This is a genomic window from Mumia sp., from assembly GCF_028803055.1.
Classification (GTDB): Bacteria; Actinomycetota; Actinomycetes; order Propionibacteriales; family Nocardioidaceae; genus Mumia.
Genome location: NZ_JARBCJ010000177.1, coordinates 1 through 6,512, shown reverse-complemented (window position 1 = coordinate 6,512; position 6,512 = coordinate 1). Strand labels below are relative to the sequence as shown.

Here is a 6,512-nt window from a genome sequence, read left to right as displayed (position 1 = left end):
CGGAGCTTCGCCGCGACCTCCGCAAGGCCGGCCAGCCCGCCTGACCCCGACGGGACCTCAGCCCTCAGGCGCGGGCGTCGTCCGGCAGGCCGGCCAGGTGCAGGCCCGAGCGGACCTTGTAGCGCTTGTTCACGTTGATCAGGACCGCGGTGAACGGCTCGAGCTGACGGGCGATCCGCAGGGCCCCCGCGTCGATGCCGCGGTGCCCGGTGACCGTACGCGCGAGGTCGGCGACCAGGTCCTTGGCCTCCGCGTCGTCCCCGCACACCAGCACGTCCTCGTGCGACAGCGGATCGGGCGTCTTCCACAGCGACAGGGCGGCCAGGTGGTGGAACGCGCCGACGACCCGCGCTCCGGGCACGGCCTTCTGCGTCCCCTCGGCGGCCGACTCGGCCAGCGTGAGGCCGTACGGGCCGGCGGCGTCGAAGCCGAGAGGGTTCACGCAGCTGATCACGATCTTGGCGTCGAGAGCCGGTGCCAGGTCGGCGACGAGCGCGTCGTACCCGTCCCACGGCACGGCGAGCACCACGACGTCCGCCGCGGCGGCCGCGTCGGCGTTGGTGGCGCCGTCGAGTCGTACGGTCGCGCCGTTGTCAGCGGCGCGGGTCGAGATCTCCTCGGCCTTCTCGGCGGCGCGCTCGGCCGATCGCGACCCGATGACGACCGTGTGGCCGGCGAGTGCGAAACGGTACGCGAGCCCGCGGCCCTGCGGGCCGGTCCCGCCGACGACGGCGATGTGATGAGTCATGACGTCCTTCGATCCGGTGTGTTCGGCAGCACGACGCATCGTCTCACGCACGGCGGGAGACGATTACGATAAGGCGATCATGACGAGCGACCGCGAGATCCGACGGGCGCTGGCCCGCGCCGAGGCTGGGAAGTCCCTCGACCACGCGGAGACGGTAGCGCTCGCTTCCTCCCGCGGCGACGACCTCGTGCGCCTGAGTGACGTCGCGTCGCGCGTGCGTGACGCGGCCATGGTCGCGGCTGGGCGTCCCGGCGTCGTCACGTACTCGCGCAAGGTCTTCGTCCCGGTCACGCGGCTGTGCCGCGACCGGTGCCACTACTGCACGTTCGCGACCACGCCGAACCGTGTCGACGCGCCGTTCCTGTCGCCGGACCAGATCCTCGCCATCGCCGCGCAGGGCGCGGCGCAGGGGTGCAAGGAAGCGCTCTTCACCCTCGGCGACCGCCCGGAGGACCGCTGGCCCCAGGCTGCCGAGTGGCTGCACGAGCACGGGTACGACGACACGCTCTCGTACGTGCGCGCGATGGCGATCCGCGTCCTCGAGGAGACGGGGTTGCTCCCGCACCTCAACCCCGGCGTGATGTCGTGGGCGGAGCTCCAGCGGCTCAAGCCGGTCGCGCCGTCGATGGGCATGATGCTCGAGACCACCGCGACACGGCTGTGGTCGGAGCCCGGTCAGCCGCACTACGCCTCGCCGGACAAGGACCCGGCCGTGCGCCTCCGGGTCCTGGAGGACGCGGGTCGCATCGGCATCCCGTTCACCACCGGGATCCTCGTCGGCATCGGGGAGACCGTGGAGGAGCGTGTCGACGCGCTGTTCGAGCTGCGGCGGCTCTCGCGCACCTACGGCGGGATCCAGGAGGTGATCGTCCAGAACTTCCGCGCCAAGGACGACACGGCGATGCGCAACGAGCCCGATCTGGGGGTCGAGGAATACCTCGCCACGCTGGCGACCGCACGGATCGTGCTGGGTCCGGGGGTCACGTTGCAGGCCCCGCCCAACCTCTCCGATCCCGACTCGATCGCCCCGCTGCTCGCGGCGGGCGTCGACGACTGGGGTGGCGTGTCCCCGGTGACGCCCGACCACGTCAACCCCGAGCGCCCGTGGCCGCAGATCGACGATCTCGCGACCTGGACCGCGCAGTCGGGCCTGACCCTGGCCGAGCGACTGACGGTGCACCCGCGGTTCGTGCGCGAGACGTTGTCGGGGGAGCGCCCGTGGTTCGACAGCCGGTTGATCCCGCACGTGTCCGCTCTCGCGGATCCTGACGGGCTCGCCGACGCCGGAGCGCCGGTCGTGGGTCGGCCCTGGCAGGACCCCGAGACACCTCCGGAGGCGAGCGGCCGTACGGAGCTGCACACCGAGATCGACACGGTCGGCCGGAGTGCGGACCGACGCAGCGACTTCGCGGGTGTCTACGGCGACTGGGAGGAGGTGCGCGAGCACGCGTCCCGGACCTCCGAACCCCTTGGTCTGCCGTCGGTCCCCGAGCGACTCGACTCCGACGTCCGTACGGCCCTGGCGCGCGCCTCTGAGGAGCCCGCGGGCCTCTCCGACGGGGACTACCTCGCCCTCATGACCGCCGAGGGCCCGGCGCTGGACGCGGTCTGCCGTCTCGCCGACGACCTGCGGCGCGACGCGGTCGGCGACGAGGTGACCTACGTCGTCAACCGGAACATCAACTTCACCAACGTCTGCTATGTCGGATGCCGGTTCTGTGCGTTCGCTCAGCGAAAGTCCGACGCCGACGCCTACACGCTCTCTCTGGAGCAGATCGGAGACCGCGTCCGCGAGGCGACCGCGCTCGGCGCGAGCGAGATCTGCCTCCAGGGCGGCATCTCACCCGACCTGGGACCCTCGGCCTACGCCGACATCGTTCGCGCGGTGAAGGCGGCGTCGCCGGACGTCCACGTCCACGCGTTCAGCCCGATGGAGATCGTCACTGCGGCGGCGAAGGCGGGCCGTTCGATCCGCGAGTGGCTGACGGAGCTGCGGGAGGCGGGGCTCGACACGATCCCCGGCACCGCGGCGGAGATCCTCGACGACGACGTCCGTTGGGTGCTGACCAAGGGCAAGCTGCCGGCGGCGCAGTGGATCGAGGTCGTCGAGACCGCGCACAGCCTCGGCATCCGGTCGAGCTCGACGATGATGTACGGCCACGTCGACAACCCCCGGCACTGGGTCGGGCACCTGCGCACCCTCGCGGAGGTGCAGGAGCGCTCGGGCGGGTTCACGGAGTTCGTCGCGCTGCCGTTCATCCACACCAACGCGCCGATCTATCTCGCCGGCGTCGCCCGTCCGGGGCCCACGCTGCGCGACAACCGGGCTGTCCACGCCCTCGCGCGAATCATGCTGCACGGGCGGATCCACAACATCCAGACCTCGTGGGTCAAGCTCGGTGTGGACGGCACGCGGCAGATGCTGCGCGGCGGTGCGAACGACCTCGGCGGCACGCTGATGGAGGAGACGATCAGCCGCATGGCGGGGTCGCAGCACGGCTCGGCCAAGACGGTCCACGAGCTCCGGGTGATCGCCGAGGGGATCGGCCGACCCGTTCGTGAGCGGCGTACGGACTACCCCCACCAGCAGGAGACCGCGGCCTGACGGCGGCACCACCGGAATCACCCCTCCCGGGCGATGCTGGTGACGTCCGTCCGGCGAGACAGTTCTGCTGGAGCGCATGGGCGCGCCGAGGCACCGCATGACGGAAAGGGTCGCGCATGGACGACTTCTGGGACTTCTTCTGGCTCCTGGTCTGGAGCTTCTTCTTCGTGGCGTACCTGATCCTGCTCTTCCAGATCTTGACCGACCTCTTCCGTGACCATCATCTGAGCGGTTGGTTGAAGGCAGTGTGGGTGATCTTCTTGATCATCTTCCCGTTCCTGACGGCGCTGGTGTATCTGATCGCCCGCGGCGGAGGCATGGCCGAGCGGCAGGCGGCGGCGTTGCGGGCGGCCAAGGCCGAGACCGATCAGTACATCCAGCAGACCGCAGGCCACGCGAGTCCGGCGCACCAGATCGAGACGGCGAAAGCACTGCTGGACTCGGGGACGATCAGCCAGGCGGAGTTCGACCAGCTCAAGGCCAAAGCGCTCAGCTGAGCGCTCGTCCGAGCGAGGCTCGGCGCCAGCCCACGATGCCGAGGGCGGCGCCGAGCCCGGCGACGAGTGCGACCGCGTGCTGCACGACCGCGATCACGACGAGCTGCACGAGCGAGGCGTCGGGTGGCGTGCCCGGCTCGTCGAGGGCGCTCGAACGGGCGATCGCCGCCACGGCCATCACGCTCACGAGGACGAGCGGCGGCGCGACCATCGGGGCGTAGAGCGCTTGCCGCGAGGCGGCAAGGGCGTTCGTGGCCGAGACGAGCACGAACAACACGTCGAAGAACCAGCCGAGGCGCTCGGTCGTGAGGATCTCGAGCCAGGCGGTGGCGAAAGCTGCCACGACGGCGACGACCACCACGCCGCGCGCGGACAGGTCGTGCTGGGCGGCGCGCGCTGTCCACGCCTTGCGGTGGCGTGGCGGCCGCCGACCAGGACCGCGGGAGAGCCGTGCCCACTGCTGCACGTCTCCACGCTATGGCGTGGTGTCTCGATCAGCCCGTACGGCGCGCCGTGCCGAGGCCGGTATCGCCGTCCTCGGCGCGCTCGACCTCAGCGGACGTGATCTCCTCGACGATGCGGTCGACCAGCTCCGGCGCCTGGACGGGACGAGCCAGGCTCTCGACCGGCTCGGGCGCCGGCAGGTCGGCGTCGGGTGCGTGGAGCTCCGACATCCGACGCGCCGTGACGAGGACCCGCGTCTCCAGCGACCCGACGGCGCCGTTGTAGGCACCCACCGCCGCATCGAGGCTGCGCCCGACCTTGCCGAAGTGCTTGCCCAGGGTGCCGAGACGCTCGTACAGCTCGCGCGCGAGGGTGTGGACCTCCCGTGCCTGGTCGGCGATCTGCGCCTGGGTCCAGGCGTAGCCGACGGTGCGCAGCAGCGCGATCAGCGTCGTAGGGGTCGCCAGCACGACGCGCTTGGCGGCGGCGTCCTCCAGGATCGACGGGTCGGTGTCGAGCGCGGCGGACAGGAACGCCTCACCGGGCACGAAGAGCACCACGAACTCCGGCGCGGTGGTGAACTGCCGCCAGTAGGCCTTGGCCGACAGCCCGTCGACGTGAGTCCGGAGCTGACGCGCGTGCCGCCGGAGGTGAGCGGCGTACTCGTCCTCGTCATCGGCCTCGGTGGCGTCGAGGAAGGCATCGAGCGGGACCTTGGAGTCGACCACGACGTGCTTGTCGCCGGCCAGGTGCACGACCATGTCGGGGCGCAGCGCGGCTCCGCCGTCACGGACCGTGGTCTGGAGGTCGAAGTCGACGCGATCGACCATGCCTGCGAGCTCGGCGGCCCGCTGCAGGTGCATCTCGCCCCACCTGCCGCGGACCTGCGGCTTGCGGAGCGCCGTCGACAGCGAGGCGGTCTCGCGTCGCAGGGACTCGCTCGTCGTGCGGACCTGCTCGACCTGCTCCCGGAGCTGGCTCTGCCACGACACCCGTCCCGCCTCGATCTCGCGAAGCCGGGTGTCGAAGCGGTCGAGACTCTCCTTGACCGGGCCCACGGCCTGCGCCGTCGCGTGCGCGGACAGCTGCACGTGGTCGACGGTGGCGGCATCGTGACGGCGCAGCACGCCGCTGCCGAGCAGCACTCCGACGGCGAGGCCGGCGAGCAGGGCGAGCAGGGCGACGAGGAGCAGGCTGAGCATGGGGTCAGCGTCTCAGCGGTCACTGACAGTTCTGCTGTCGGCGGCACCCTCCCGTTCGGTCACCGCGCGTCGGGCGACCCACGCCGCCCCTGTCCCCGCCGCCGCCAGGAGCCCGCCCAGGACGAGCCACCCCGCCGTGCCGTGCTCGATCGCCGTCGCGGTCACCAGGATCGGCGACACCATGGCCGCGACCGCGTAGCCCGTCTGCGTCAGTCCCTGGTACGCCCCCGCTCGACGCGTGTCGGCGAGCCCGAACGCCATGCCCCAGCCGCCCGCCTCGCCGAGGACCTCGCCCCACCCGTGCACGAGAGCCGCGACGACGAGCAGCGCGCACGCGGTCACGACGTCGCCGTATCCCGCGGCGGCGTAGGCGACGCACGCCGCAGCGAGCAGCCACGACCCCTGCCGTACCGCGATGCCTGCCCTACGAATGTCGTGCGTGCCCCGCGACACCCGAACCTGCAGCACCGCGACGACCACCGTGTTGAGCACGAGCAGCACCGAGACCATCGCGGTCGGTGCGGCGGTGGTCGCGATCCACAACGGGACGCCGATCGTCTGGAGTCCGAAGTGCATGGCGACGACGGCGTTGAGGCCGACGCTGGCGACGTACGTGCGGTCGCGCCAGGGCGACGGGCCGCGGGCCGGCTGCCCGGCGTCGGTCGGCATCCGAGAGGCCTCGGTCATCGTCACCGCCAGTGCCGGGACCGCGTACGGGAGCCGGACGACCGGAACAGCGGCCACGAGCAGGAGGGCGCCCGCCGCGAGCATCGCGGCCCGGTACGCGGCTGCGGTGTCGACGACGAGGGCCGCCGCTGCGGTGACGGTGCCGAGTCCGATGCACACGTTGGTGACCACGCGCATCCGCGCCCGGAGGGTGACCCTGTCGGGTCCGACGTACCAGCGCGCGATGATCGCCTGCTTCGCCGATCCCTGCACCGAGCGCGCGCCGACCGCGACGCAGGCGACGAGGACGAAGACGAGCGCGTCCGCGGCGAAGGTGTACGCGAGCATCG

Annotated in this window: 6 protein-coding genes; 2 read left to right on the top strand and 4 right to left on the bottom strand. The window is 71.7% G+C overall.

Translation table 11 applies throughout. The annotated features are described in order from the left end of the window. Positions 1-64 precede the first annotated feature (64 nt). Positions 65-748, bottom strand: a complete 684-nt coding sequence (npdG, locus tag PV363_RS14530; RefSeq protein ID WP_220343819.1) for an NADPH-dependent F420 reductase — start codon at positions 746-748, stop codon at positions 65-67. A gap of 79 nt (positions 749-827) precedes the next feature. Between npdG and PV363_RS14525 the strand changes: the two genes are divergently transcribed. Together PV363_RS14525 and PV363_RS14520 are read left to right on the top strand one after the other, a co-directional pair. Then, complete coding sequence (locus tag PV363_RS14525; RefSeq protein ID WP_301022688.1) at positions 828-3,353, top strand: bifunctional FO biosynthesis protein CofGH; 2,526 nt, start codon at positions 828-830, stop codon at positions 3,351-3,353. Between the two features lie 116 nt (positions 3,354-3,469). After that, on the top strand, positions 3,470-3,850 hold the full coding sequence (locus PV363_RS14520) for an SHOCT domain-containing protein (RefSeq protein WP_220343821.1): 381 nt from the start codon (positions 3,470-3,472) through the stop codon (positions 3,848-3,850). On the opposite strand, the gene PV363_RS14515 is transcribed toward PV363_RS14520, so the two are convergent. The 3 genes from PV363_RS14515 to PV363_RS14505 all read right to left on the bottom strand — a co-directional run. Beyond that, positions 3,843-4,316, bottom strand: coding sequence for a DUF6542 domain-containing protein (locus PV363_RS14515; protein ID WP_301022687.1), 474 nt, complete (start codon positions 4,314-4,316; stop codon positions 3,843-3,845). The genes PV363_RS14520 and PV363_RS14515 overlap by 8 nt on opposite strands. Positions 4,317-4,344: 28 nt before the next feature. Further along, positions 4,345-5,496 carry a DNA recombination protein RmuC gene (locus PV363_RS14510; protein WP_301022686.1) on the bottom strand — a complete coding sequence of 384 codons (1,152 nt, stop codon included), beginning with the start codon at positions 5,494-5,496 and terminating at the stop codon, positions 4,345-4,347. A gap of 12 nt (positions 5,497-5,508) precedes the next feature. Further along, positions 5,509-6,512 (bottom strand): hypothetical protein (locus PV363_RS14505; RefSeq protein ID WP_301022685.1); only part of this gene is annotated, 1,004 nt, incomplete at its 5' end.